This window comes from Brevundimonas diminuta 3F5N (assembly GCF_900163625.1).
Taxonomy (GTDB): domain Bacteria; phylum Pseudomonadota; class Alphaproteobacteria; order Caulobacterales; family Caulobacteraceae; genus Brevundimonas; species Brevundimonas diminuta_A.
The window spans coordinates 1-24,411 of record NZ_FUIE01000036.1 but is presented as its reverse complement, the minus strand read 5'-3'; the positions used below and the strand labels follow the sequence as shown (position 1 = coordinate 24,411).

Genomic DNA, 24,411 nt, shown 5'->3' with positions numbered 1-24,411 from the left:
TTAGTTAATCCGCGTTTCGCATAGGCAGTTCGTTCATCTGCCTCAACGCCTCGTGCAGGCCGATTCCGGCGCTGACCGAGAGGTTCAGCGACCGGGTCTCCGGGCGGATCGGAATATAGATTCGCGCATCCGCCGCAGCATGGACGTAGTCGGGAGCCCCGGCGCTCTCCTTGCCGAACAACAGAACGTCATCGGGCCGGAAAACGAAATCGGTCAGAGGTTCGGCCGCGCGCGTGGTGAACAGCACCAGCCGCCCCGGCGCCCGCTCGCGCTGGAAGGCGTCCCAGTCGGAATGGCGCGTCATATGGGACAGAGGCCCATAATCCAGGGCCGCCCGCTTCATCGCGCGGTCGTCGAAATTGAAGCTCGTGGGCTCGATGACGTGCAATTCCACGCCGAAACAGGCGCTCAGTCGGATGCAGGCGCCGACATTATGGGGGATGTCAGGTTGAAAAAGGGCGAGACGCATTCTAAGGCCCTCATACGCGCGGGGCGGGGCCTTGTCGCGGCTTTTGTTGCGACTGTTTCGCAAATCGCTTCCGCGACTTGTCAGGAACAGTTGAAACCAAGGCCGGACGGGCAGGGATTTGCCATCGCATGATAGGGTTCCATTCGGTTGACGTCCCATCTTGGGGCGGGCGACCGGCGATGCAGAGGTGAAACGCGTGGCCGAATCGGTCGTGAATGCTGACGGGCCTGACGGCCAACACGGGGGTGGCGACGCCACTCGCCGCGACTTCATCCACATTGCTGCGGGCGCGGCTGCGGCCGGCGCTGGCGTGATGGTGGCCTGGCCGCTCATCAATCAGATGAACCCGGCGGCCGACACCCTGGCCCTGGCGTCGATCGAATTCGATCTGACGAAGGTCCAGGAAGGCCAGCAGGTCGTCATCAAGTGGCAGGGCAAGCCGGTCTTCGTGCGCTATCGCACTCCGGCCGAGCTGAAGAAGGTCATCGACGAAGGCGCCGTGGGCAGCCCCGCTCAGACCGACGCCGAGCGCACCAAGGCTGGTCACGAAAAGTACCTCGTGGTCATCGGTTCGTGCACCCACCTGGGTTGCGTGCCGACCTTCAACGCCGGCGAGTACGGCGGCTGGTTCTGCCCGTGCCACGGTTCGCACTACGACGCCTCGGGGCGTATTCGTAAGGGCCCGGCGCCGCTGAACCTGATCGTGCCGAACTACGAATACATGTCCGACACCCGCGTGAAGATCGGCTGAGGACGGACAGAGGAACCATGAGCGATCACGAATCCACTTACGTCCCGAAAACCGCCGTCGAGCGGTGGATGGACACGCGCCTGCCGATCATCCGTTTCGGTATGGACTATGCGAACCTGCCGACCCCGAAGAACCTGAACTACTGGTGGACCTTCGGCGGCATTCTGGCGATCTGCCTGATGACTCAGATCATCACCGGCATCGTCCTGGCCATGCACTACACCCCGCACGTCGACATGGCCTTCGCCTCGGTCGAGCGCATCATGCGCGACGTGAACGGCGGCTGGCTGATCCGCTATGTGCACGCCAACGGCGCGTCGATGTTCTTCATCGCCGTCTACCTGCACATGCTGCGGGGCCTGTACTACGGCTCCTACAAGGCGCCGCGCGAGATGATCTGGATCGTCGGCTGCGTGATCTTCTTCCTGATGATCGCCACCGCCTTCCTCGGCTACGTCCTGCCGTGGGGCCAGATGTCCTTCTGGGGCGCTGAGGTCATCACCAACCTGATCGGCGCCATTCCGGTCGTCGGCGAGCCGATCCTGGTCTGGCTGCGTGGCGGCCCGGCGATCGACAACGCGACGCTGAACCGCTTCTTCTCGCTGCACTACCTGCTGCCGTTCGTCATCGCCGGTTGTGTGGTGCTGCACCTGTGGGCGCTGCACGCCGCTGGTCAGAACAACCCGGTCGGCATCCTGATCCCGAAGGACCGCGCGAAGAAGGACATGCTGCCCTTCCACCCGTACTTCACGGTCAAGGACGGCTTTGCGATCATCCTGTTCCTGATCCTGTTCGCGGTGTTCGTCTTCTACAACCCGGGCGCTCTGGGCCACGCCGACAACTACATCCCGGCAAACCCGCTGCAGACCCCGGCGCACATCGTGCCTGAGTGGTACATGCTGCCCTTCTACGCGATCCTGCGCGCCATCCCCGACAAGTTCGGCGGCGTGGTGGCCATGTTCGCGGCGATCGGCGTCCTGTTCGTCCTGCCGTGGCTGGATACGTCCAAGGTGCGCTCCATGCGCTACCGCCCGACGATGAAGACCTTCTTCATCATCTTCCTGTTCGTCTGCTTCGGCCTCGGCTGGTGCGGCGCTCAGCTGCCGGACGCGCCGGTCGTGCCGGGCATGCCCAGCTTCAACCTGATCGACGGCCAGCTGAACTCCTACCTGTGGCTGACGCGTCTGCTGACGGCGTACTACTTCGTCTTCTTCCTGGTGCTGATGCCGGTCATCGGCCTGCGTGAGAAGCCGCTGCCGATCCCGGCGACGATCTCGGAGCCCGTGCTCCCGTCGACCGCAGCCGAGAAGGCCTGAGCGCGATGATGAGCAACGAGAAAAAGACCGTGTCCTTCCGCAAGATCCTTGTCTCCGTGACGGCCGCTGTCGGCCTGGTCGCCATCGCCGCTCCGGCGATGGCCGCCGGGGGCGCCAAGCATCCGCGCGACGGCGGCTTCAGCTTCGCCGGGCCATTCGGCACCTTCGATCAGGGCCAGCTGCAGCGCGGCTACAAGGTCTATCGTGAGGTCTGCGCCTCCTGCCACGGCATGGACCTGGTGCACTTCCGCAACCTGGGCGACAAGCACGGGCCGTTCTGGAATCCCAAGTATCCGAACCCGAACGACAACCCGGTCGTGAAGGCGCTGGCCAAGGAAATCCAGGTCGCCGACATCGACTCGGAAACGGGTGAAGACCTGCGCCGCGACGCCACCACGGCGGACCGCTTCCCCAACCCCTATCCGAACCCGACGGCGGCCGCTGCGGCCAACGGCGGCGCCATGCCGCCGGACCTGTCGGTCATGGCTAAGGCCCGTCACGACGGCGCCAACTACATCTATTCGCTGCTGTCGGGCTATTCGACCCCGCCGGCGGGCCTGAAGATGGCGCCGGGCCAGCACTACAACCCCTATATGGCGGGCGACATGACCCCGTTCTGGGAAGGCGAGGGCCATGTGCCGGAAGGCGGCTTCATCGCCATGCCGGCGCCGCTGACCGCCGGTCAGGTCACCTATGACGACGGCACCGAGGCGACCGTGGACCAGATGTCCAAGGACGTCGCCGCCTTCATCGCCTGGACGTCCGAGCCGAAGATGGTCGAGCGTAAGCAGATGGGCTTCGGCGTCATCATCTTCCTGCTGGCCTTTGCGGGCGTGACCTACGCCAGCTATCGCCGCATCTGGAAGGGCGTCGCCCACTAAGGCGCTTTGTCCTCGCAGACGAAACGACCCGCCGGAGCGATCCGGCGGGTTTTTTCGTGGGCGGCGTTCTGCGCGTCAGCGCGCCAGACTGGTGCAACGGATCAGGCGCATGGGCTGCTCAGATGGCTGGCCCAGCCACATCAGACGCAAGGTGTCGTCCGTAGCCTCGAAGCGGGCGTGCCGCTCGGTCCGGCCGGCAGCCGTCTCGCAGGCGAGGAGGGCGTCGTAGCCCTGGCCGCGCTCGTTGATGGTTTCGATGGCGCAACGCAGGCCGCGCCCATGCAGATCTGCCGTGGTGATTTCCAGCGCGACCTGATCGCCCACCTGGGCGCAGGAATCGGCTGTGGCGGCCCAGCGGCCGATGAAGCTGGTCGCGCCTGCGCCGCGCAGCAGCGGTTCCATGCCCGGCGGGCGCTGGGGCGGCGGCGCTGAGGTTCCCGGACCCTGAATGGGTTGAGCCGGTTCGGTCGGCGGATTGACCGGCCGAGGCGGTTCGCAGGCCCCTAGCAGGATCGCCAGCGCGGCGAGCAATGAAGACGAGAGACGGATCATCCCTGCCTCAACGCCCTGGACGGCGAGGGCGTTGCCGCCCTTGCCTTTTGAGGGTTCAACGTCGCGCGGCTTCGCTGCGATCGCGGACCTGACCGAACTCGGAGGTCGGCTTCCAGGTGGGCCACTGGTCGCCGTTGGCCAGGTCCAGGCCCAGACGATAGAGCAGGGTCAGGTTCTCGACCGCCGAGCGCAGATCCCAGTCGGCGGACCACTCGTCGCTGGGGCGATGATAGTCGGCGCCGAACTTGGCCTTCCACGCGGCCAGGCCCGCCTCGCGGCCGCCCTCGACCCAATCCACGCCGTGCCAGGGCATCAGGGCCGGCACGCCCGCGCGAGCGAAGGGGAAGTGGTCGGAGCGATAGTAGAAATTCTGTTCCGGCTGACCGTCATCGGAGACATAGCGGCCTTTCTGTTCGGCCAGGGCCTGAAGGTCGTCCTCGAGGCTGTTCTGGCCCTTGCCGAAGATGGGGACGTCGCGGGTCGGGCCGCTCAGGGGCAGCATGTCGATGTTGATGTCGGCCACCGTCGTCTCCAACGGATAGACTGGATCGGCGACGTAAGCGTAGGCGCCCAGGAGGCCCATCTCCTCGGCCGCCATATGGGCGAAGACGAGGGTGCGCTTCGGCGTCGGGGCGGCCTTCATCTGGCGGGCCATCTCGACCACGCCGATGGTGCCCGAGGCGTTGTCCCAGGCGCCGTTGAACACCTTGTCGTCGCCCGCCGCGTGTTCATTGACGCCGACGTGGTCCCAGTGGGCGGAATAGATGACGACCTCGTTCGGGCGCTCCTTGCCGGTGATGCGGGCCAGCAGATTGTGGGTGCGCAGGATCTCGACCGATTCCTCGGCCGAGGCGGTGATGCGCGCCTCCAGCGGGAAGGCGCGGAAGTCGCCGGTCTCGAGGCGGGGCTTCAGCGTCTCCAGGTTCACGCCCATTTCGGCGGCCACGTCGCGGTTTACGGCGCCGCTGAGGCTCAGCTCGGCCGAGCCGGGCGTCAGGGTGCGGGTGCGGTCGGCCCCTGAGGTCTCGCGTCGCCAGGCGGCGGCGCCTGCGCCTCCGTCGACGACCGTCAGAACGGCCAGGGCGCCGCGCCGCTTGGCTTCGTCGGCCTTGTAGGCGTCGGATTGGTAGGTGGTGGCGTAGGGGCCGTTGAACAGTTCGCCGTCGGGCTCTCCCTCTAGGACCAGGACGACCGCGCCGGTCACGTCCAGGTCGCCGTAGTCGTCCCAGCCCCGTTCGGGCGCATGGATGCCGTAACCGGCGAAGACGACGGGGGCGTCGATCACCTGGCCCCTGGCCGCGTCGTTCATGGCGCGCAGGGTGAAGTCGGCGCCAGCCGTCAGGGCGCGGCCGCCGGAAGTCGTTCCGGCCCAGATCAGGGCGGGCTCGCCCCTAGGCGTCAGACGCTTCAGGTCGATGACCTGCAGCCACTGGCCGTTCGGGCCGCCGGGCTCCAGGCCCATGGCTTCATACTGGGCCTGGAGCCAGTCCAGCGTCTTCTTCTCACCCTCCGTGCCGGGATAGCGGCCCTGGAAGTCGTCGGCGCTGATGACGCGGATGTCGTCGGACAGGCGCTGGGCCGAGAAGTCCTGGGCCGAGGCGGCGCCCGCGACGAGGATCAGGGCGGCGGCGGCGACGCCGCGAATGAAGCGGTGGTGCATGGCGTTTCCTTCGACCTTCCCCAGGAGGCCGTTCCTCATAGTCTTAGGGCGGCCCCTTGCGAGGCCGCCCCTTACATTTTCGTCATGTTCGACCGAGAGGTCGGATCAGCGGCGCTGAGCGGCGCTCTTGGCGCGTTCCGGGCCGAATTCCGAGCCGGACTTCCATTCCGGCCAGTCGCGGCTGTTGGCCAGATCCTGACCGACCTTGAACATGACCTCCAGGTCCTGGAGCATGCCCGAATAGTCCCAATCGGCTTCCCACTCGTCCGCCGCCTGATGGTAGCGGTTGGCGCGGTAGTCGGCGGCGCGCGCCAGGCGCGGCTCGATCGGAGCGTCGATGAACTCGCCCGTCGAGGACAGATAGGCCATCGGCACGCCCTTCTTGGCGAGCGGGAAGTGGTCCGAGCGGAAGTAGATGCCCGCCGCCGCCCCGGCGTCACCGACGAAGCCGCGCCCTTGCGCCGCCGCCGCCGCGATCACCGGCTCGTCCAGTTCCGAATGGCCGTAGCCGGTCACACCCAGCTTGTTCATCCGACCGAAGACGGCGGCCGAGTCGATATTGAAGCCGCCGACGGTCTTCTCCACCGGATACAGCGGGTTGGCGGCGTAGAATTCCGAACCCAGCAGGCCGCTTTCCTCGCCGGTGAAGCTGATCATGACGATGGTGCGTTCAGGCCGCGGTCCGGCCGACCATTGGCGCGACATTTCCAGCAGGGCCGCCGTGCCCGAAGCGTTGTCGATGGCGCCGTTGAAGATGCGGTCGCCGTTGGCGTCCGGCTCGCCCATGCCGATGTGGTCCCAGTGGCCGGTGTAGAGGATGGTCTCGTCCGGGTGGGTCGTGCCTTCCAGCTTGGCCACGATGTTGTGTGTGACGATGCGCTCGGACTTCACGTCGAACTTGGCGTCCAGCGTCGCGCCGGTCAGTTCGACGGGCTGGAAGTCGCGGCTGCGCGCCTTGATCTTCTCCTGCTCGAAGTCGAGGCCCGCGCGGCGGAACAGGTCGACGGCCAGATCACGCTGGATCCAGCCTTCCATCGCCACGCGTTCGGCCGACGGATCGGCGCGCACGATGTCGAACTGCGGCACGCCCCAGGAGTTGGCGACCGTGGTCCAGCCGTAGGAGGCGGGCTTGGTCTCATGCACGATCAGCACGCCCGCGGCGCCCTGACGCGCTGCCTCTTCGAACTTGTAGGTCCAGCGGCCGTAGTAGGTCATGGCTTCGCCGCCGAAGGTGTTCAGCGACGGGTCTTCGAAATCGGCGTCATTGACCAGGACGACGATCACCTTGCCGCGCACGTCGGTCTTGAAGTCGTTCCACTGGCGCTCGGGCGCGCTGATGCCGTAGCCGACGAAGACCAGCGGCTTGTCCTTCAGGTCGACCGTCGCGCCGGGCAGGCGAGTGGTCATGGTGACTTCCTGACCCTGCGTCAGCGACTGACTCCAGTCGCCCAGTTTCAACTGGCCCGAGACGTTGGAGACGCTGAAACGGTTCAGGCCCACGGCCTGGGTCCAGCCGCCGTTCTCGCCGCCGGGGGCGAAGCCTGCGGCCGCATACTGACGGCTCAGGTAGTCGATGACCTTTTGCTCGGCCGGGGTGGCGATGCCGCGACCCTCGAAGCTGTCGTCCGACAGGACGCGGATGTCCTCGGAAATGCGCGCGGCGTCGAAGGCGGGCGCGGTCTGGGCCTGAGCGGTCTGGGCCTGGGCGGCCGCGCCGCCGGCCAGGGCCGCGGCGAACGCCAGGACGGCGATGGAAGATGAAATACGCATACAGTCTCACCCCTCGGAGAATTCGATGGCGGGACCGTAGTGAGCCGGATCGCGAGTGTCGACAGCCAAGCGCCGCGTCGGTGGCGCCTGGCTGGGACAGGTCGGAAAATCAGACGGCGGCCAGGGCCTGGTCCAGATCGGCGATCAGGTCGTCGATGTGTTCGATGCCGACCGACAGGCGCACGGTGTCCTCGGTCACGCCCGCCTTGTTCAGTTCGTCCGGCGACAGCTGGCGGTGGGTGGTCGAGGCCGGGTGGCAGACCAGCGACTTGGCGTCGCCGATGTTGACCAGACGGGTGAAGATCTTCACCGCGTCCTGGAAGCGGGCGCCCGCCTCACGACCGCCCTTCACGCCGAAGGTCAGCAGGCCCGACGCCTTGCCGCCGAAATACTTCTTAATCAGCGGGTTGGACGGATGATCTTCCAGCCCGGCGTAGTTGACCCATTCCACCTTGGGATGGGCCTTCAGCCATTGGGCGACGGCGGTGGCGTTCGCGACGTGACGGTCCATGCGCAGACCCAGCGTCTCGAGCCCCTGCAGGATCAGGAAGCTGTTGAACGGCGAGATGGCCGCGCCGGTGTTCCGCAGCAGAACCGTGCGCACCCGGCCGATGAAGGCCGCCGGGCCAAGCGCCTCGGTGTAGACGACGCCGTGATAGCTGACCTCCGGCTCGTTTAGGCGGCGGAAGCGCGCCTTGTGTTCGGCCCAGGGGAAGTTGCCGCTGTCCACGATGGCGCCGCCGATGCTGGTGCCGTGGCCGCCGATGTATTTGGTCAGGGAGTGGACGACGATGTCCGCCCCATGCTCGATCGGGCGGGTCAGGTAGGGGGTCGGCACAGTGTTGTCGACGATCAGCGGCAACCCTTGTGCGTGCGCCGCGTCGGCCAGGGCGCCGAAGTCCACGACATTGCCCAGCGGGTTGCCGATGGATTCGCAGAAGACCGCCTTGGTGCGCTCATCCGTATTGGCGGCGATGGTGGCCGGATCGGCGGCGTCGATGAAGCGCACCGTGATGCCGTATTGCGGCAGGGTGTGGGCGAACAGATTGTAGGTGCCGCCATACAGGGTCGAGGTGGCGATGATGTTGTCGCCCGCCCCGGCGATGGTCAGGATCGCATAGGTGATCGCCGCCTGACCCGAGGCCACGGTCAGCGCCGCGATGCCGCCCTCCAGCGCCGCGAGGCGCTGCTCCAGCACGTCGGACGTCGGGTTCATGATGCGGGTGTAGATGTTGCCCGCCACCTTCAGGTCGAACAGATCCGCCCCGTGCTGGGTGTCGTCGAAGGCGTAGCTGGTGGTCTGGTAGATGGGCACGGCGACCGACTTGGTGGTCGGGTCCGGCGAATAACCGGCGTGCACGGCGAGGGTATCGAACTTCATGGCGTCCCTGGAGAATTTTCAGCGTCAATTGAGCTGATTCATCCAGGGCTTTGGCGATACCTGCAAGGGTATGGAATTTCAGTAATTCTATCAGGGCGGTCAGATTTTCTAACCGCCCTGAGGAAGTAGCCTAGTTGTTGAACAGGAAATGCATCACATCCCCGTCCTTGACGATATAGGCCTTGCCTTCGGCGCGCATCTTGCCCGCTTCCTTGGCGCCCGCTTCGCCCTTCAGCGCGACGTAATCGTCGAAGGCGATGGTTTCGCCGCGGATGAAGCCCTTTTCGAAGTCGGTGTGGATCACGCCCGCCGCCTGCGGCGCGGTGGCGCCGACAGGGATGGTCCAGGCGCGGGCTTCCTTCGGGCCGACGGTGAAGTAGGTCTGCAGGCCCAGCAGCTTGTAGGCCTCGCGGATCAGGCGGTTCAGGCCGGGCTCTTCCAGACCCAGGGTCTCGAGGAACTCCTTTTGCTCCTCGTCGTCCAGGACGGCGATCTCGGACTCGATCTGGGCCGAGATGACGACTGAGTTGGCGTTGTCCTCGGCGGCGCGCTTGGCCACCAGGTCGGACAGCTCATTGCCCTTGTCGGCCGAGGATTCCTCGACGTTGGCGACGTAGAGGGCGGGCAGGGCGGTCAGCAACTGCAGCATGTCCCAGGCCTTCTTGTCCTCCTTGGACACCTCGGCCAGGCGCGCGGGCTTGCCGTCGCGCAGCTTTTCAAGCGCGGCGTCGATCAGCTTGAGGTTCAGCTGGGATTCCTTGTCGCCGCCCTTGGCGCGCTTCTCGATCTGGACGCGGCGGCGTTCCAGGCTCTCGAGGTCGGCCAGCATCAGCTCGGTCTCAATGATCTCGAGGTCCGAGATCGGGTCGATGCGGTTCTCGACGTGGGTGATGTCGTCGTCGACGAAGCAGCGGGCGACGAAGGCGATGGCGTCGCAGTCGCGGATGTTGGCCAGGAACTGGTTGCCCAGGCCTTCGCCCTTGGAGGCACCTCGCACCAGACCAGCGATGTCCACGAAGGTGATCCGCGAGGGGATGATCTCCTTGGACCCGGCGATGCTCGCCAGGACGTTCAGGCGCGGTTCCGGCACGGCCACGTCGCCGGTGTTCGGCTCGATGGTGCAGAACGGATAGTTGGCCGCTTGGGCCGCCGCCGTCTTGGTCAGGGCGTTGAACAGGGTGGACTTGCCGACGTTGGGCAAGCCGACGATCGCGACTTTCAGGGCCATGGTATTCCTCGTGAGCGCGAGCCTTTAGCCGGTTCGGGCCGGTTTGTCAGGCTCGCGCCATTAAGAGAGCCTCTTACTCCTCCGAATCCACCACCGGCGGCTGCTTGATAGCCGCGTGGACGCCGATGGGGCCGGCCTTCTCGAACGTCAGGGTGAAGGAGGCCACGCTGCCGTCGACCAACGGATCGCGCAGGCCCATCAGCATGATGTGGTTTCCGCCCGGCTTCAGCTCGACCGGCGTTCCGGCGGGCAGAGGCAGGCCGTCGGCTAGATGGGCCATGCTCATGACCCCGTTCTCCATCTTCATCTCATGCACCTGGGCCGACTGGGCCAGAGCGGTCGAGACGCTGACCAGACGGTCGTCGGAGCCTGCCGTCAGGGTCAGATAGCAGCCCCCGGCCTTGGCGCCGTTGGGCGTGGGGCGGCACCAGGCGTCGGCGACCTGGACCGTGCCGGGCGCGACCGTGGCGTCCTTGGCGGCTTCCGCTGACTTCTCGGCGGGCTGGCCGCAGGCGGCGAGGGTGAGGGCGGCGGCCGACAGGGCGGTCAGGGCGAACAGACGTTTCAAGTTGAAGCTCCTTATCAAGAGGCTGCGACGGGCTTGGACCCGGTGAGCATCCGCACCACTCGGTCGAGCAGCAGGGCGGCCACAAGGCTCAGTCCCGTCAAGGGATAGAGGATGGACAGGGGGATGACGATGCACAGCACGGCGATACTTGCGCGCGGGCCGGGCGGCGCCGTCGGAGCGCCGGAGCGGCGGCGCGACAGACTGGGCGGGCGGCGCTTCCACCACATGATCAGGCCGCTGATCGCCAGCAGCCACACGGCGATGCAGCCGATGAGCATGACGATGCGGTTGATCCAGCCGTACTGCATCCCCTGATGGACGGCGATGCCCCATTCAAAGCCCTTGGCCATGACGCCGAACTGGCTCCAGCGCAGATCGGCCTTCACCGCCCCGCTGGCGCCGTCGACATAGAGACTGCGGGCGTCCTCGGCCTTGCGGGTCTGGCGGGCGACGGTCCAGGCCAGATCGGACGACTGCGGGATGCTGACGGTGAAGGGGCGGGGCAGGTCCTGCGTCTGCGCGGTATCAAGAACGCGCGTTAGACTGGCGACGCCGTAATCATGGGCGGGCAGGACGGCGTTCTCCAGCGTCCAGCCCACGCCCGCCGGGGCGTCGTGGGGCTTGGCGTGGCTCCAGGGGCTGGCGGCGGCGGGCGCGGGCGGACGGCCCAGTCCCGTGCCGCGCATAACGCCCATGAACTGATCGCCCCAGACGGCCGACCAGGGCATCCCCGTGACCGAGAGGAAGATGATCACTCCGCCGACGTAGAAGCCGGTCAGGGCGTGGATATCGCGCCAGAAGGGGCGGCGGCTGGCGTCGGTCTCGCTGGGCTTCAGCACGGCGCCGACGCGACGGCGGGGCCACCACAGGTAGAGGCCGGTGGCGCACAGGATGATGGCCCAGCCCGCGACGATCTCGACCAGAATGTTCAGCGCCGTGCCGATGGGGCCGCCGAACAGGCTGAGGGAGTGCAGCTTCTTGATCGTCTCGGTCACGCCGCCATAGGCGGTCACGCCGGTGACCTTGGCCGTGTGTGGATCGACGAAGACGGTGCGCTGGGCGCCGTCAGCTTGGTCGACGCGGACGCGCACGGCCTGATCGGCGCGGTCAGGCACCAGAACGTTCGCTGCCCGGCCTTCGCCCGCTTGGGCGGCGGCGGCCAGCCACTGATCGGGATCAGCCTGCTGGGCGCTGGCCGGAACCTCGATTATGGAGCGATAGACGGCGTGGTCGATCTCATCCTTGAACAGATAGAGGCCGCCCGTCAGCGTCAGCAGCATCAGGAACGGCATGACCAGCACCCCGGCGTAGAAGTGCCAGCGCCAGACGGCCCGATAGGCGCCGGACATCACGTCCGGCGCCTTGGCCTGTGTTGAGGCGGAACGGCCCATCAATAGGCCAGCCGAAGGCCGACGGAGACCGAACGGCCCTCGCCGGGGAAGAAGACGCCGGTTTGCGCCTTGCTGGCGTCGGTCACGGCCGAGAACTCGCCGACGTAACGCTTGTCGGTCAGGTTGCGCGCGTCGATGTAGACCGAGGTTCTGGCGTTGATGTTGAAACCGCCCGTCAGGCCCAGCACGGCGTAGTCCGGCGCCTTCATGGTGTTGGCGTAGTCGACGTAGGGGCTGGACAGCCGCCACTCGACCGACGGGGTGACGAAGACGCCCGTCGGGTGGCGCCAGGTCAGCTCGGCGCGATACTGATGCTGCGGCACGACCGGCAGGCGGTTGTCGCCCCAGCGCGCGTCGCCGTCGAAGCGGAAGTCGCTCCAGTTATAGACCTGACGCAGCATCAGCGACCCGTCCGCCGGTTCGAGCGGCAGGGTCCAGTCCAGCCCAGCCTCGATGCCCTGGTGGATGGTCTTCTTGGCGTTGAAGGTGGCGGCGGGAATGTCGGGGCTGGTGATGAAGTTCAGCATCTCGCCCTCGATCCGGCTGCGATAGGCGACCAGATCCCAGGCCAGAGGGCCATGACGGCCGCGCGTGCCGATCTCGCCGGTCCAGGCGTCCTGAACCTCGACCGGGGTGAAGCCGGTCAACGGCGCCTGCACCAGGGCGCCATAGGTCGGCGGTTCGACCGAGCGGGTCAGGTTGGCGAACACCTGGGCGCCGCTTTCCGCTTCCCACAACAGGCCCATGCGTGGCGAGAACCACTCATAGTCCCGGCTGGCGTCGTTGGCCGGGGTCATGCGGTCCAGATAGTCACGCGTGGCGCGCCCCCATGAGCCGCCCGCGACCAGGGCCAGTTGTTCGGTGACGAACAGCCGCCCCTCGGCGAAGACGTCCTGACCGGAGGCGTCCTGACGCGCATCGGCGGTCTTGGCGCCGCGTTGGCCCGCCAGATTCAGATAGCGCAGGGCCTCGACCTCTCCCTCGCGCCACGAGAAGCCGTAGAAGGCGTCGGCGCGCAGGCCGCCGATGTCGCCCGTCCAGTCGATGCGGGCGAAGGCGCCGCGCGTGGCGCTGTCCTGATCCATCACCTGAAAGATCGGGTGATACAGCGACTTCTCCCAGCCCCAGACGGCGCCCTCGAACAGGGTGGATTCATTGAAGCGCCAGCGGGTCTGCAGCGTCAGCCGCTTGACCGTCAGGTCGCGTGCCTGATCGCCGGACAGGGCGCCGTTCGAGGCCTTGCGCGGCTTGTTCAGCGCATCGTCCAGCGTCAGGGCGCCGGGCATGTCCTGCTTGATGTCGGCGGCCTGGGCGATCAGGCGCACCTCGCGGTCCTCGCCGAAGGAACGGCCCGCATTGACGGTTAGGCGGCCTTGTGACTGTTTGCTGTGGTCGCGCCAGCCGTCGCCCTGCATGGCGGTGGCGGCGGCATAGACATCCCAGTCGCCATAGGTTTCGGCGACGGCGCCGTGGGCGCGCACGAAGCCGTAACTGCCGCCCTCGATCTGCATCAGGGCGCGCTGGCGGGCGGTGCGGCCGGTCGGGGTGACGAGGTTGATGGCCCCGCCCAGTTGCGCCCCGCCGAAGCGCAGGGTGTTGGCGCCCTTCCACACCTCGACATAGCGGGCGCTGAGGGAATCGACGCTCTGGAAGTCGGAAAAGCCGTCGGCGTCGGCGAAGGGCACGCCGTCCTGGGCGAACAGGACGCCGCGCTGGTGGAAGCCTTGGGCGATGCCCGAGCCGCGGATGGACAGGCGGCTTTCCTCGCCGAACCGCTTTTGCGCCAGCACGCCGGGGACGTTGCGCAGGGTGTCTGAAAAGCCCTGGACGAAGCGGTCGGAATAGCTTTCGGCCGACACCACGGCGACGGCGCCGGGGGTGCGGCTGAGACGGTCACGAGCCTCGGCCACGACGGTCGGGTCTTCGGCGTTGCGACGGCCGGTGACGATGATGCTGTCGACGACGGTGGGGCTGTCAGCCTTCGACAGGTCGTAGGCATGGGCGATGGACGGCGCCAGGCAGGCGCCGATGAGCAGGGCGCACGGCGCCGCAGCGGTCTTGAGAGACATGGAACTTGTATCCTGAAAACAGATGTGCGGCCGCGCAGGCCTTCAGCAGGCGCGCGGCGTCGATGGGTCTGGTTTTCAGGCGTGAGGCGGAGCGCGCGACGGCGGGCGCGGCGGGCGCGGGCAGGGCGGCCAGCAGAGGCATGACGCAGGCGGCGCATTTGGCGCCCATCTCAGCCTTGATCGGGCCGTCGACGCCGCCGGACTGGATGGTCTGGGGGCCGTCGGCCGAGCAGATGACGATGGGCTGGCCGGGCGTGGAGGCCGCCAGCGCCGCGAACGGCATCAGGCTGCCGATCACGATGGCGAACGTCGCGGCCAGGAAGGCCAGCGAGCGCCAGGTCGACCAGTTTTCAGCCTGGGAGCGGGTCACGGGGCAGGGCTTAAACCTTCCCAGGCGGGGAAGCTAGACCGGCAAGGGGCGACGCGGCGTCGCGCGCGGCCTCGACAAGACCGCCTTCGCGGTGCAGCGTGACGCTTGGACAGTCATCGAGGATACGCATGATCCGCGCCATCGGACCCTTCGCTCTCGCCCTGCTTCTTGCCGCGCCTGCCGCCGCGCAACAGGTGGAGGAGGGGCCGGGCGGTCCCGACCGCGTGTCCCTGACGGTCTATAATCAGAACATCGCCCTGGTGGAGGACGTGCGGAACCTGAACGTGCCCGCCGGGCGCTCGCGTCAGGAGTTTCCGGGCGTTTCGGCCAGCATCCGGCCCGAAACGGTCGGCCTGTCGGGGCGCGGCCTGTCGGTGGTGGAGCAGAACTTCGACTATGACCTGCTGACGCCGGGCAAGCTGATGGAAAGCGCCGTCGGCAATGAGATCGGCATCGTCCGCACCAACCCCGGATCGGGCGCGCAGACGACGGAACGCGCCCGCGTTCTGGCGGCGAATCAGGGCGTGGTGCTGCAGATCGGCAACCGCATCGAGGTGTTGCGCGACGACGGCGTACCCACGCGCGTCATCTTCGACCGGGTGCCGCAGAACCTGCGCCCGCGCCCGACGCTCAGCGTCACCCTGGACGCCGAAGGGGCCGGGCGCCGTGAGACGACGCTCTCCTATTTGACCAGCGGTTTGACGTGGAAGGCGGACTATGTCGCCCGTTTCGACGAGAAGGCGGGCAAGCTGGACCTGACGGGCTGGGTGACGCTGACCAATAACTCGGGCGCGACCTTCAGCAACGCCCAGACGCGAGTGGTGGCGGGCGACGTCAATCTGATCAATGAGGGCGGCTATAATCCGCGACAGCCCATGCGTGGCGGCGGCGTGCGGGGCAATGGAACCCAGTCGGGCGGCGAGGGCGCGCTGGCCGACGTCTATGTCTATCCGCTGCCCGAGGCCGTCACCGTCGCCAACAATCAGACCAAGCAGGTCGGCCTGATCGACGCGGCGGGCGTGCCGGCGACCAAGCGCTATCTACGGGTCGTCGACGGCTTCTACAGCGCCGAGGAGCCAATCGCGGCCGAAGTCGGCGTCATCTTCGCCAACGGATCGGGCGCCGCCGCGCGCGCCCTGCCGGCGGGGGTGATCCGCGTCTATGTGAAGGATGAGGCGGGCGAGCCGCGCTTCATCGGCGAAAGCCAGGTCGATCACTCGCCTGCCGGATCCGAGATCGTGGTGACGACCGGTGACGCTTTCGATGTGACGGTGCAGCCGCGTCTGGTGTCGTCCGAGCGGGTGTCCAAGCGGTTGGTCGACTATTTCCGCACCCGCTATGCGATGGAGTACACGGTCCGCAACGCCCGATCGGAGCCGGTGACGGTCGAGGTGCGCCAGCGCGGTCTGGGTCGCGACACGGAGCTGACGGACCAGAGCATCACGGGCGAGATGCGCGACGCGCGTACCGTCGTCTGGCGCGTGCCGGTGCCCGCCAATGGCGAGACGAAGCTGACCGCGACCATCACCACGGGCGGCTGATCTCATGCGACGCCTTCTGGCGATCACCACTGCGTTGAGCCTTCTGGCGCCTGCGGCATGGGCGCAGACGGAAAGCGTTTCCGCGCGTCCTGACGGGGCGACGGTGGTGATCTATCGTGATCAGCCAGTCGATACGGTCCAACTGATGGCGCAGTCGCGCCAGCCGTGGAGCCGTCTGGACCGTCAGGGGCTGGCCCTGATCGTCGAGACGCGCACGGTCGATCTTCCGGCGGGCGAGGGGATCATCCGTTTTCGCGGACTGGCCACCGGCGTCGTGCCGCAAAGCGCCGTGCTGGAGGGCCTGCCCGCCCATGTGGTCGAGCGCAACGCCGACTTCGACCTGCTGTCGCCCGCCAGCCTGATGGAGAAGTCCATCGGCGAGGTGGTGCGCGTCGTCCGCACCAATCCCGCGACCGGCGAACAGGTCGAGAAAGCCGCTGTCATCCGCGCGGGCGTGCAAGGGACCGTGCTGGAGATCGACGGCCGGTTCGAGGCGCTGGACTGCTCGGGCCAGACCGAGCGGGTCGTCTTCGACCGCGTACCCGAGGGGCTGGGAGACCAGCCGACCCTGTCTGTGCGCACGCGCGCCGAGCGGGCGGGGCGGCACACGGTGACGTTGGCCTATCTGACCACGGGGCTGCAGTGGTCGGCCGACTATGTGGCGCGGCTGGACCCGACGGACGGGACGCTGGACCTGACCGGTTGGGTGACGCTGGCCAACTTCGGCGGCACGGGCTTCCCCGACGCGCCGGTGCAGGTGGTGGCGGGCACGCTGAGGAAGGACGCAGGCACCACGCCGGTCGAGCCGCTGGTCCGCTATCAGCAGAACCAGTGCTGGCCGCAGGGGACGACGACGTTCGGTTCGGGGCAGTTCGCGGGCTATGGCGGGGCGCCACCGCCTCCGCCGCCTCCGGCGCCGCCGAGGCCAGCGGTGATGGAGGCGGCTGATGTCGTCGTCACCGGCAGCCGCATGGCCCGCGCTCCGAAGCTGGCCGAACAGGGCGAGCTGGGCGACTACAAGATCTACACCCTGCCGGAGCCGACGACCGTCGCGGCGCGCCAGACCAAGCAGGTGCGTTTTCTGGAGCGCGAGGGCGTGGCCTATGAGCGGGTCTATCGGGGCGGGGTGCTGAACCCGGACGAGGAGTCTCGCCCCACGGCCATCGTCATGAAGCTGCGCAACGAGGCGCGCGCCGGGCTGGGCGTGGCTCTGCCGGGCGGCTCGGTGGCGGTGATGCAGCCGGACGGGGCGGGCGGCGTGCTGCTGGCTGGTCAGGACCGGTTCGAGGACAAGGGCGTGGGTCTGCCGGTGCGGCTGGCCTTTGGCGAATCGCCGGATGTGCGTGTGCAGACACGGCTGGTGAAGTCCGGCAGTTCGACGCGCGGCGCCGTCACGACTGAACGCACCGAAGTCGAGACCACCGTCACCAACGCCCGATCCGAGCCGGTGACGGTCGAACTGGTCGCCGCGGCCGCCATGCAGCGCGGCTTCCACATCCGCAGCCAGTCGGTGCGCAGCCGGGTGGACGACACCGGCTATCCGGTCTGGACGCTGAGCGTGCCCGCGAACGGCGCGGCGACGTTGACGGCCGCGTGGACGACGACGGATTGAGGCTGTGATTCTCCCTCCCCGTCCCGGGGAGGGTGGTCGCGTAGCGACCGGGTGGGGGCTTGGTGATCGGCCCTCTGCGTCTGAATAGCCGAGCCGCCCCCACCCGGCCTCGCCTTCGGCTCAGCCACCCTCCCCGGGACGGGGAGGGAGAGGCGTTGTGTTATTCGCCTTTGGCCGCCTGCCTCGGGCTGAACTTCGACGCCGGGGCCAGGCGCATGACTTCGCCCTGATAGCGTTCGTCGTCGCCCGCCACGGCGAAGGGCAGGGCGTCGGCGCAGGCCTGCAGCATCGGGTCCAGCCAAGGCAGATCTGCCTTGTGGAAGTCGCCCAGGACGTGGTGCATGACCAATTGCGGCTCGCCAGGGTGGCCGATGCCCATGCGGGCGCGTCGGAAGTCGGCGCCCAGGTGGCTGATCAGGCTGCGGACGCCGTTCTGACCCGCCGCGCCGCCGCCCTTCTTCATGCGGAAACGGCCGGGGGCCAGGTCGATCTCGTCGTGGAAGACGATGACGTGCTCGGGCTTCACCTTGTAGAAGCGCGCCGCCTCGCCGACGGCGCGGCCGCTCTCGTTCATATAGGTCTGTGGCTTCATCAGCAGGACCTTTGTCCCCTCGACCTCCCCGTCGGCGACGATCGACTGGAACTTGGCGCGCGAGGGGCCGAAGCGCCAGCGGCTGGCGATCTCGTCCACGGCCATGAAGCCGATGTTGTGGCGGTTCTTTTCGTATTTGGGGCCGGGATTGCCCAGGCCGGCGATGATGATCATGCGGTCCTCATGCCCCGTGCTTCAGACAAAGAAAAGCCCCGCCGGGCGAACCTGGCGGGGCTGATTTCCTGATCCCCCTCAAGCAGCCCTGCGCCGTACGCAGGGCCCTAGGGGACGCATGAAGCCGATCAGGCTTCTTCGGCTTCGGCTTCGGCCGTGGTGTCGCCGGCGTCCGACTGACCAGCGGCCGAGTTCTTGATCGCGGCGATCATGAAGTCGCGGTCGGTGATGGTGGCCGAGGCGCCTTCCGGCAGTTGGATGTCCGAGATGCGGATGTTCTCGCCGATTTCGCGGCCCTTCAGGTCGACGACCAGTTCAGCCGGGATACGGTCGGCGCGGACCAGGATTTCGACCGTGTGACGGACGACTTCCAGCATGCCGCCCTGGCGGGTGTAGGGGGCTTCGTCAGCGTTGACGAAGGCGACCGGGATTTCGATCTTGATCTCTTCCTTGGCGCCGACGCGCATCAGGTCGAAGTGCATCGGGCGATCGGAAACCGGATCGAACTGGATGTCCTTGGCGATGACCGGCTGGGTTTCCTTGCCGTACTTCAGGGTCACCAGGTGACCGATCAGCTTGCCGGTGTACAGCGACTTGCGGAACTCGCGTTCGTTCACGGAGATGGCCACCGGGGCCTTGTCGCCGCCGTACAGCACGCCGGGGACGGCGCCTTCGCGGCGCGCGGCGCGGGCGCCGCCGGTGCCCACGTTTTCGCGGACATCAACGTTCAGAATGATCTCAGCCATCGGGCTCGCCTTCAATACAAGTAAACGCCTGCGCAGAACCGTGTCCCGCGCGGCGGGGTCATGAACCCTTCGAATTCAAGAGCGCGGGCTATTACACGGAACACGGGGCGGACGCAACCGCCCCGGCTCTGCCCGCAGCGATAATCAGCCCTAGCCGTTTGGGGTGGCGGGCTGGTTCTCGGCCTGGGCCATCGGCGTGGGCGCGCCCGCAGGCGGCACGGCCACGGTGATGGTGGGCATAGGTCCCGTGTACTGCGAGGTGCACTGGGCCAGGTCGCGGACGACGTGACGACCGGCGCAGAAGATGTCCTCATAGTTCGGCTTGGCCGCCGCCAGACACTGGAACAGCATCAGCTTCGACAGATTGAGGCAGAACTCATTGTTCGATTCGGTCGTCAGGGCGTCGGTGTTCGCCTTGGCGTCCTCGCCCGCGGCGCCCAGGGCCGCCAGGGCCGCGATGGCCAGGGAGTTGACGATGGCGGGCGTGAACGGCGCGCCGCGCTGGGCGGCGGTCAGGTTCAGGCCCGAGCCGCTGTTGGCGGCGGCGAACAGACGGGCGCTGTCCTCGGCCGAGGGCAGGCGCGGCACGGCCGACAGGGACTTGGCCCCTTCCAGTCGGCCGACGCGGTCCGCGACGGGCTGAGTGGCCCAGCGACGACGCGGGTCGCTGCGCCCCTGGATGGTGTAGGCATCGGTTTCGACCGCTTCAGCCAGGGCGGCCATGACCTCGGCGTCGCGTCCCATGGTGCTGGCGATCAGACCGGCGGCGGCTTCCGCGCCGGGCAGGGTGGCCGCGTAGGCCGGGTCGGCGACGATTCGCGACACCATCTGCTGACGCTGGGCCGGATCGGAGGCGAATTGGCGCACGCCGGCGACGTACTCAGGCGATTGCAGGGCCAGGATGGCGCCGTAGGCGATCATGCCGCGCGACAACTGCCCCGCCTCGACGGCGGCGCCCTTGCGGACGGCGGCCTGAATGGATTCGGCGTCGGGGAAGCCGGCCTGGATCGACCCCACTTCGCGCACGAAGGCGACATAGACGGACGCGGCCTCGGCCACGCTCTGGTTCAGCGCCAGGGCAGGCGGCGGCGGCGGGGGCGGCGCAGGGGGCGGCGCTTCCGGCTCAGGCGTAGAGCAGCTGGCCAGGACGGCGGCGGCGGCGACAGCGGCGACGGAGAGGCCGCGACGCAAGAAGGCCTGGGGCATCGGCGATCTTCCCTTGTTTTTAAGCGATACGCACTTGGAGGGGTGTCGGAGGCGCGAGGCGCCTACCGAACGACATGTCCCTTATATCGCGGAGGGAATGGTTAGCCGAACCTTAATCGAACAGCTTTGAGACCGACTCTTCGTTGGCGATGCGCCGAATCGCCTCGCCCATCAGCGGCGCCACGGGCACGCGGCGGATCTTCGAGCAGTTCAAAACTTCGTCAGGCTGTTCGATGGAGTCGGTGATCACCAGCTCCTTCAGCGGGCCGTTGGCGACGCGGTCGACCGCCGGACCTGACAGGACGCCGTGGCTGATGTAGGCCGAGACCTCGGTCGCGCCGCGGTCGATCAGCGCCTTGGCCGCGTTCACCAGGGTGCCGCCCGAATCGACGATGTCGTCGAACAGGATGCAGCGGCGGCCTTCGACGTCGCCGATGATGTTCATGACTTCGCTCTCGCCCGCCTTGGGGCGGCGCTTGTCGACGATGGCGAGGTCCGCATTCAGGCGGCTGGCCAGCGAGCGGGCGCGCACCACGCCGCCGACGTCGGGCGAGACGATCATCAGGTCGTCGCCCTTCGGATAGTTGTCCTTGATGTCCTGGGCCAGGACGGGCGTCGCCACCAGATTGTCGGTCGGGATGTCGAAGAAGCCCTGAATCTGACCCGCGTGCAGGTCCATGGTCAGGACGCGGTCGGCGCCGGCGCGGGTGATCAGATTGGCGACCAGCTTGGCCGAGATCGGCGTGCGGCCGCCGGTCTTGCGGTCCTGTCGGGCGTAGCCGAAGTAGGGCATGACGGCTGTGATCCGCTTGGCCGAGGCGCGCACCAGCGCGTCGGTCATGATCAGCAGCTCCATCAGATTGTCGTTAGCCGGATAGGAGGTCGACTGGATGATGAAGACATCCTCGCCGCGCACGTTCTCCTCGACGACGGCGAACACCTCATTGTCCGCGAAGCGCTTCACCTGAGCCTTGGTCAGCGGCATGTCCAGGTGAGCAGCGATGGCCTGGGCCAAGCTCCGGTTCGAATTGCCAGCAAGCAGCTTCATTGACCGGTCATCCTTTCGCCGTCATCGCTCCGCCAATAGTTGCGGGTGCGTTTCTGGACGCGCTCTCTAGGCGGCGAACGGTGCGGCGTCCAGCCGTGTTCCGGTCGTATCTTCGATTTCAGCCGATTGGCTTGGGCGCAAGCGCTGTTATAGAGGACGCATCCTGCTAACGAGGGCGCCGCGCGTGTCCGCGTCCCGAAGGCATCTTGATGAGGTCGCTCTTGCTCGCTTCGAAGTCTCGTTCCGGCCTGGCCCTATTGACGGTCGCTGTGGCGGCCCTGTCGCTATCCGCCTGCGCAGGCAACAAGCCGCGCCAGAAGCTGGCCTATGAGGAGCGTCCGGTCGAGGCCCTCTACAACACCGGCTACCAGCGCCTGCAGTCCAAGCGCTGGATGGACGCCGTCGACTATTTCCAGGAGGTGGAGCGTCAGCACCCCTATTCGGAGTGGGCCCGTCGCGCGATTCTGATGCAGGTCTACGCCTACTATCAGAACAACAACTATCAGGACGCGATCGCGGCGGCTGACCGCTTCATCGCCCTGTTCCCCGGCAATCCGTCGGCAGGCTACGCCTTCTACATGAAGGCCGTCTGCAACTTCGAGCAGATCGTCGACGTGGGCCGGGACCAGGGCTACGCCGAGGCCGCCCTGGCGGGCCTGCGCGACGTGGTGCGCCGCTATCCCGGGTCGACCTACGCCACTGACGCACGGGTCAAGATCGACATGGTCAACGACCAGCTGGCGGGCAAGGAAATGACCGTGGGCCGCTATTATCAGCGCGCCAACCAGCCGCTGGGCGCGTTGAACCGCTACAAGGCGGTCATCAACAACCCCGACTTCCAGCGCACCTCGCACACGCCTGAGGCCCTGTACCGTCTGGTCGAGGTCAATCTGAGCCTGGGCCTGACGGAAGAGGCGACCCGCAACGCCGCCGTTCTGGGACACAACTATCCGGGCAGCCCCTGGTACGCCGAGGCCTTCGCCCTGCTGCGCGAGCGCGGTGAAAACCCGGCCGTCCCGCCTGAAGGCAAGCGCGAATCCTGGTTGCAACGCCTGATCCCCGGCGGCGCCTGATCCGGTCGCAGAACGCAGGGCGCGGCGCGATTAAGGCGCTGCGTTCCTGTTCTGTTTCCGGCTAGGATGCGGCGAAACATCGAATCAGATCGCCCATGCTGACCACCCTTTCGATCCGTGACGTCGTCCTTGTCGACGCCCTTGACCTGGAGGTCGGGGACGGTCTGACCGTGCTGACCGGCGAGACGGGGGCGGGCAAGTCCATCATCCTCGACGCGCTGGGGCTGGCGTTGGGCGCACGCTCTGACGCCGGTCTGGTGCGGAACGGCGCCAAACAGGCCTCGGCTACGGCCGTCTTCACCGCGCCTGATGATGAAGCCCTGATCGCCCTGCTGTCCGAACGCGGCTTCGAGGTGGCGCCGGGCGAGGAGCTGATCCTGCGCCGCGTCGTGTCGGCCGACGGTCGCAGCCGCGCCTATGTCAACGACCAGCCCGCCGGGGTGACGGCCCTGCGCGAGATCGGCGCCCTGCTGGTCGAGGTGCACGGCCAGCATGAGACGGTCGGCCTGCTGGACTGGAAGACGCACCGCGCGTTGCTGGACAACTATGGCGGACTGCAGCCGCAACTGTCGGGCGTGGCCGCGGCGGCCGAGCGGTTGAAGGCGGCGCAGCTGCATCTGGACGCGTTGGAGGCTTCGGCCGCCGAGGCTGCGACCAAGGCCGAGGAAATCGCACAGAACCTGGCCGACCTCGACGCGCTGGACCCCAAGCCCGACGAAGAGACCGAACTGGCCGGCGAGCGCGCCCTTCTCGGCGCGGCGGAAAAGGCGGTGGCCGACCTGGCGGACGCCCGCAACCTGCTGGGCGGCGACAAGCTGAGCCAGCGTCTGGCCTCGGCCCTGCGCGCGGTGGAGCACGCGCGCCAGCGGGCCGTGCAGGCCGGGGCCGAGGGCGAAAACCCCATCATCGCCAAACTGGGTCTGGCCACCGAGGCGGTGGACCGCGCCCTGGTCGAGGCGACCGAGGCCGTGGCCTGCGTCGACGCCGCCGCTGACGCCTTCGATTTCGAGCCGGGCCGTCTGGACAAGGCGGAGGAGCGGCTGTTCGCCCTGCGCGCCACCGCCCGCAAGCTCAACACGACGGTCGAGGCGCTGCCGGCGCTGCGGGTGCGCCTGCGTGAGCAACTGCGCCTGATCGAAGACGGCGAAGAGGCGCTGACCAAGGCCCGCCGCGACGTCGCCGTCGCGATGGAGGCCTATGACGTCGCCGCCCTTTTGCTGACCTCGGCGCGTGAAGCGGCGGGGGACCGTCTGGTCGCCGCCGTCATGGACGAGCTTGGTCCGTTGAAACTGGAACGCGCCCGGTTCCGCGTGACGCTGGAGCCGGTCGAGGGCCGTCGCGGTCCGCTGGGCGTCGAGACGGTGCGGTTCGAGGTGGCGACCAACGCCGGAACCGCCTTCGGGCCGCTGGATACGGTGGCCTCGGGCGGCGAACTGGCGCGCTTTGCGCTGGCGATGAAGGCGGCGCTGGCCAGCCGCGAGGACCAGCGCCAGCCGGTCATGATCTTCGACGAGGTGGATCAGGGCGTCGGCGGCGCCGTGGCCGAGGCCGTGGGCGGGCGCCTGCAACGCCTGTCGCGCGGCGCTCAGGTGCTGGTGGTGACGCACAGCCCGCAGGTCGCGGCGCGCGGCCACGCCCACTGGAAGGTCCGCAAGGCCGACGTTGAAGGCCACACCCGCACCTCCATCGATGTGCTGGAGGAAGGCCCCCGTCAGGAAGAGATCGCGCGGATGCTGTCGGGCGCCGAGATCACCGATGAAGCGCGGGCGGCGGCGAGAGTGCTGATCGGCTGATCCCATCCTTCTCCCCTGAGGGAGAAGGTGGCAGGCGGAGCCTGACGGATGAGGGGTGCTGACTCCGTCTACTCTAAGTTTGGTGAGCGGGCGTCGGCGCGGTTTTCACAACCGATACGCTGACACCCCTCATCCGAGCGCCTCCGGCGCCCACCTTCTCCCTCAAGGGGAGAAGGAAGACTCAGACCCCCAGGATCCAGCCTTCTTCGCCCTCCACCTG

At 67.5% G+C, this 24,411-nt stretch carries 21 protein-coding genes; 7 read left to right on the top strand and 14 right to left on the bottom strand.

Annotated features, from left to right (window positions below; genetic code table 11):
• Positions 1-4: 4 nt before the first annotated feature.
• Positions 5-469 (bottom strand): tRNA (cytidine(34)-2'-O)-methyltransferase, encoded by a 465-nt coding sequence (locus FM111_RS06765; protein WP_087140206.1) that lies wholly within the window; start codon positions 467-469, stop codon positions 5-7.
• Positions 470-665: 196 nt separating this feature from the next.
• Between FM111_RS06765 and petA the strand changes: the two genes are divergently transcribed.
• Genes petA through FM111_RS06750 form a run of 3 tightly spaced genes read left to right on the top strand, consistent with a single transcriptional unit; the run spans position 666 to position 3,417 of the window.
• Positions 666-1,220 (top strand): ubiquinol-cytochrome c reductase iron-sulfur subunit, encoded by a 555-nt coding sequence (gene petA, locus FM111_RS06760; protein WP_087140266.1) that lies wholly within the window; start codon positions 666-668, stop codon positions 1,218-1,220.
• A 17-nt stretch (positions 1,221-1,237) separates the two neighbouring features.
• Positions 1,238-2,536, top strand: a complete 1,299-nt coding sequence (locus FM111_RS06755; protein WP_087140205.1) for a cytochrome b — start codon at positions 1,238-1,240, stop codon at positions 2,534-2,536.
• Between the two features lie 5 nt (positions 2,537-2,541).
• The gene (locus FM111_RS06750) at positions 2,542-3,417 is read left to right on the top strand and encodes a cytochrome c1 (protein WP_087140204.1); all 876 of its coding nucleotides are present in this window, start codon (positions 2,542-2,544) and stop codon (positions 3,415-3,417) included.
• Between the two features lie 75 nt (positions 3,418-3,492).
• Here FM111_RS06750 and FM111_RS06745 read toward each other — a convergent pair whose 3' ends face one another.
• The 9 genes from FM111_RS06745 to FM111_RS16530 form a co-directional block, all read right to left on the bottom strand.
• Complete coding sequence (locus FM111_RS06745) at positions 3,493-3,969, bottom strand: hypothetical protein (RefSeq protein ID WP_143276055.1); 477 nt, start codon at positions 3,967-3,969, stop codon at positions 3,493-3,495.
• Positions 3,970-4,024: 55 nt separating this feature from the next.
• On the bottom strand, positions 4,025-5,629 hold the full coding sequence (locus tag FM111_RS06740; RefSeq protein WP_256968124.1) for a M28 family peptidase: 1,605 nt from the start codon (positions 5,627-5,629) through the stop codon (positions 4,025-4,027).
• Positions 5,630-5,734: 105 nt separating this feature from the next.
• Positions 5,735-7,399, bottom strand: coding sequence for a M28 family metallopeptidase (locus tag FM111_RS06735; protein WP_087140202.1), 1,665 nt, complete (start codon positions 7,397-7,399; stop codon positions 5,735-5,737).
• A gap of 109 nt (positions 7,400-7,508) precedes the next feature.
• Positions 7,509-8,780 carry an O-acetylhomoserine aminocarboxypropyltransferase/cysteine synthase family protein gene (locus tag FM111_RS06730; RefSeq protein WP_087140201.1) on the bottom strand — a complete coding sequence of 424 codons (1,272 nt, stop codon included), beginning with the start codon at positions 8,778-8,780 and terminating at the stop codon, positions 7,509-7,511.
• Between the two features lie 130 nt (positions 8,781-8,910).
• On the bottom strand, positions 8,911-10,008 hold the full coding sequence (gene ychF / locus FM111_RS06725) for a redox-regulated ATPase YchF (RefSeq protein ID WP_087140200.1): 1,098 nt from the start codon (positions 10,006-10,008) through the stop codon (positions 8,911-8,913).
• Positions 10,009-10,081: 73 nt separating this feature from the next.
• The gene (locus tag FM111_RS06720; protein WP_087140199.1) at positions 10,082-10,576 is read right to left on the bottom strand and encodes a copper chaperone PCu(A)C; all 495 of its coding nucleotides are present in this window, start codon (positions 10,574-10,576) and stop codon (positions 10,082-10,084) included.
• A gap of 14 nt (positions 10,577-10,590) precedes the next feature.
• The gene (locus FM111_RS06715) at positions 10,591-11,967 is read right to left on the bottom strand and encodes a PepSY-associated TM helix domain-containing protein (protein WP_087140264.1); all 1,377 of its coding nucleotides are present in this window, start codon (positions 11,965-11,967) and stop codon (positions 10,591-10,593) included.
• On the bottom strand, positions 11,967-14,036 hold the full coding sequence (locus tag FM111_RS06710) for a TonB-dependent receptor family protein (RefSeq protein ID WP_087140198.1): 2,070 nt from the start codon (positions 14,034-14,036) through the stop codon (positions 11,967-11,969). The genes FM111_RS06715 and FM111_RS06710 overlap by 1 nt, the downstream gene beginning before the upstream one ends.
• Positions 13,942-14,406 (bottom strand): hypothetical protein, encoded by a 465-nt coding sequence (locus FM111_RS16530; RefSeq protein WP_256968123.1) that lies wholly within the window; start codon positions 14,404-14,406, stop codon positions 13,942-13,944. Before FM111_RS16530 ends, FM111_RS06710 begins: the two co-directional genes overlap by 95 nt.
• A 128-nt stretch (positions 14,407-14,534) precedes the next feature.
• Between FM111_RS16530 and FM111_RS06700 the strand changes: the two genes are divergently transcribed.
• Both FM111_RS06700 and FM111_RS06695 read left to right on the top strand, forming a co-directional pair.
• Positions 14,535-15,947 (top strand): DUF4139 domain-containing protein, encoded by a 1,413-nt coding sequence (locus FM111_RS06700; RefSeq protein WP_087140197.1) that lies wholly within the window; start codon positions 14,535-14,537, stop codon positions 15,945-15,947.
• A 4-nt stretch (positions 15,948-15,951) separates the two neighbouring features.
• A complete protein-coding gene (locus FM111_RS06695; RefSeq protein ID WP_087140196.1) occupies positions 15,952-17,559 on the top strand; it encodes a DUF4139 domain-containing protein in 1,608 nt (535 codons plus the stop codon).
• 160 nt (positions 17,560-17,719) lie between these two features.
• Here FM111_RS06695 and pth read toward each other — a convergent pair whose 3' ends face one another.
• The 4 genes from pth to FM111_RS06675 all read right to left on the bottom strand — a co-directional run bounded on the left by pth (position 17,720) and on the right by FM111_RS06675 (position 21,325).
• Entirely contained in the window at positions 17,720-18,325 is a 606-nt protein-coding gene (gene pth / locus FM111_RS06690; protein WP_087140195.1) for an aminoacyl-tRNA hydrolase, read from the bottom strand.
• 128 nt (positions 18,326-18,453) lie between these two features.
• Complete coding sequence (locus FM111_RS06685; protein ID WP_087140194.1) at positions 18,454-19,071, bottom strand: 50S ribosomal protein L25/general stress protein Ctc; 618 nt, start codon at positions 19,069-19,071, stop codon at positions 18,454-18,456.
• A gap of 150 nt (positions 19,072-19,221) precedes the next feature.
• Positions 19,222-20,277 carry a hypothetical protein gene (locus FM111_RS06680; protein ID WP_087140193.1) on the bottom strand — a complete coding sequence of 352 codons (1,056 nt, stop codon included), beginning with the start codon at positions 20,275-20,277 and terminating at the stop codon, positions 19,222-19,224.
• A 112-nt stretch (positions 20,278-20,389) separates the two neighbouring features.
• On the bottom strand, positions 20,390-21,325 hold the full coding sequence (locus FM111_RS06675) for a ribose-phosphate pyrophosphokinase (protein ID WP_003165551.1): 936 nt from the start codon (positions 21,323-21,325) through the stop codon (positions 20,390-20,392).
• A gap of 209 nt (positions 21,326-21,534) precedes the next feature.
• Between FM111_RS06675 and FM111_RS06670 the strand changes: the two genes are divergently transcribed.
• Together FM111_RS06670 and recN are read left to right on the top strand one after the other, a co-directional pair.
• Positions 21,535-22,398 carry an outer membrane protein assembly factor BamD gene (locus tag FM111_RS06670; RefSeq protein WP_087140192.1) on the top strand — a complete coding sequence of 288 codons (864 nt, stop codon included), beginning with the start codon at positions 21,535-21,537 and terminating at the stop codon, positions 22,396-22,398.
• Between the two features lie 95 nt (positions 22,399-22,493).
• The gene (gene recN / locus FM111_RS06665; RefSeq protein WP_087140191.1) at positions 22,494-24,191 is read left to right on the top strand and encodes a DNA repair protein RecN; all 1,698 of its coding nucleotides are present in this window, start codon (positions 22,494-22,496) and stop codon (positions 24,189-24,191) included.
• Positions 24,192-24,411: the final 220 nt, after the last annotated feature.